The following is a 2,578-nucleotide window of genomic DNA, read 5'->3' as shown; positions in this document are numbered from 1 at the left end:
GGGCCGACCGGCGTCGGCAAGACGGAAATCTCGCGCCGCCTGGCGCGGCTGGCCGGTGCGCCCTTCGTCAAGGTCGAGGCGACCAAGTTCACCGAAGTCGGCTATGTCGGCCGCGATGTCGAGCAGATCATCCGCGACCTGGTCGAGATCGCCATCGGCCTGGTGCGCGAGAAGATGCGTGAGGACGTCAAGGCGCGCGCCCACGTCAACGCCGAGGAACGTGTGCTGGAAGCACTGGTCGGCAAGACGGCGAGCCCGGCCACCCGCGACAGTTTCCGCAAGAAGCTGCGCGACGGCGAGCTCGACGACAAGGAAATCGAGGTCGAGGTTGCCGACACCGGCAGCGGCGGCATGCCCGGATTTGAAATCCCCGGCATGCCGGGCGCCAATATCGGCGTGCTGAACATCAACGACATGCTGTCGAAGGCGATGGGCGGCAAGAAAACCAAGATGCGCAAGACGACGGTGAAGGAGTCCTACGACCTGCTGGTCAATGACGAGTCCGACAAGCTGCTCGATCAGGACGAGGTGGTGCGCCGGGCGCTCGATGCCGCGGAAAACGACGGCATCGTCTTCCTCGACGAGATCGACAAGATCGCGGCGAGATCGGACATTTCCGGCGGGCCCTCGCGCGAAGGCGTGCAGCGCGACCTGCTGCCGCTGGTCGAAGGCACCACGGTGGCGACCAAATACGGACCGTTGAAGACGGATCACATCCTGTTCATCGCCTCCGGCGCCTTCCACGTCTCGAAGCCGTCCGACCTGTTGCCGGAATTGCAGGGCCGCCTGCCGATCCGCGTCGAACTGCGGGCGCTGGAGAAGGACGATTTCGTGCGCATCCTGACCGAGACCGAGGCCAGCCTGATCAAGCAGTATATCGCGCTGATGAAGACCGAGGGCGTCGAGTTGACCTTCACCGACGACGCCATCGATTCGCTCGCCGGCATCGCCGTCGATCTCAACGCCAGCGTCGAGAACATAGGCGCCAGGCGCCTGCAGACGGTGATGGAGCGGGTGCTGGACGAAATCTCCTACGATGCGCCCGACCGCAACGGAACGAGCGTCACTATCGACGCCGCCTATGTCGAAAAGCATGTCGGCGATCTGTCCAGGAATACCGACCTGTCGCGGTTCATCCTTTAAACGACGGCGCCGAAACGTTCCGGCGCCGGTCCAGGCAACATTTTCCGGCAAGCAAAATCATGTGTGGCCAGATGGTACCATCTGGCCACCTTTCGTCCTGCCGGGTGAAGGGGCGCTCTCGACTCGACCAAGAGCTTTACCTAGTTTGCGCGGCAATTCTCGATCTCTAGGTTGACGCAATTCCGGAAAACCGTTTCACACTTTTCCTGGAATTGCTTGGGCGGCGGGTGCATGAAAAAACTGATCCTGGTCATTCTCGGCTTGACGCTGGCGGCGACGCTGTTCGCCGCCGAGGCAGCGACATTGGTGCCGCCGGGAAATCGCAATGCCGTGCAGCCCGACATTCCCGGCGCCTCCAGCCGGCGCACGCAGGCGACCAACACCAGCTTCCAGGCGAAGTACCGCAAGGTCTATGCCCTGCTGCAGAACGACGCCGATCTGCGCGCCAAGATCAGGAAGGCGGCGGCCGCCTACGGCATCGATCCCCTGCACATTGTCGGCGCCATCGTCGGCGAGCACACCTACAATGTCGATGCTTATGACCGGCTGCAGACCTACTATGTCAAGGCGATCTCCTATCTCTCCAGCAAGCTGTCCTTCGCCTATGACGGCGAGGACATCACCGACTTCGTGCAGCGGCCGGAATTCAAGAAATGCGCGGGGATGTCCGACAGCTACGATCTGTGGGAATGCCGCGAACAGGTGTGGAACCGTTCGTTTCGCGGCAAGTCGGTCGGCGGGACCAGCTTTCCCGACGACCGCTTCGGCGCCACCTTCTTCCAGCCTTATTATGCCGGCCAGACCTTCGGCCTCGGCCAGCTCAATCCGCTGACCGCCCTGCAGATGAGCGATCTGGTGCACAAGGTTTCGGGCCTGCCCAAGCTCGACGTCGGCGATCCCAATTCGGTCTACAAGACCATCATGGATCCCGACCTGACGCTGCCCTACGTCGCCGCGACGATCAGGAAATCGATCGATGCCTATAAAAGCATTGCCGGCTTCGACATTTCGGGCAATCCCGGGCTGACCGCCACGCTCTACAATGTCGGCAATCCGGAGCAGCGCGCTTATGCGTTGAAGGCGGAGAACGACAGGCGCCGCGCCGCCGGTGAGCCCGAAAAGCTGCCGGAAGAGAATTATTATGGTTGGCTGGTGAACGACAAACTGCCGGAGCTGAAGGCGCTGTTTTAGGGCTGGGGTTCAGAGCCTTTACCTGCCCCTTGTAGGGCAGGTCGGACCGAAGGTCAGGGGCGGTGCCGCACTCCCATCCCGCAGCTGCGCAGCGGCCCCCAAAAAGGGGGAGCGTAGGCTCAGGCGGCCAACAACGACTTCAGCTTCACATCCGGTGATCCCAGCGCTTCCGGCGCCGGCTTGGCCCGCTTGGCGATCAGCATTTCGGCCAGCCTGATGTCGCGGGCGACCGCGTTGCCGGGGC

General features: G+C 62.6%; 2 protein-coding genes. Both read left to right on the top strand.

The annotated features are described in order from the left end of the window. Window positions 1–1,143 (top strand): ATP-dependent protease ATPase subunit HslU (gene hslU / locus EN969_RS26150; protein ID WP_127419518.1); only part of this gene is annotated, 1,143 nt, incomplete at its 5' end. Between the two features lie 231 nt (window positions 1,144–1,374). Further along, window positions 1,375–2,334, top strand: a complete 960-nt coding sequence (locus EN969_RS26145; RefSeq protein ID WP_063170435.1) for a DUF1402 family protein — start codon at window positions 1,375–1,377, stop codon at window positions 2,332–2,334. Window positions 2,335–2,578 lie beyond the last annotated feature (244 nt).

It is taken from the genome of Mesorhizobium sp. M7A.F.Ca.CA.003.01.2.1 (genome assembly GCF_003998945.1).
Lineage (GTDB): Bacteria > Pseudomonadota > Alphaproteobacteria > Rhizobiales > Rhizobiaceae > Mesorhizobium > Mesorhizobium ciceri.
This window is presented reverse-complemented; position numbering and strand designations above follow the sequence as displayed.

Bases quoted from the DNA above. Each gene is read 5' to 3' on its own strand.
- EN969_RS26145 (WP_063170435.1), top strand. From the start codon at position 1,375: ATGAAAAAACTGATCCTGGTCATTCTCGGCTTGACGCTGGCGGCGACG.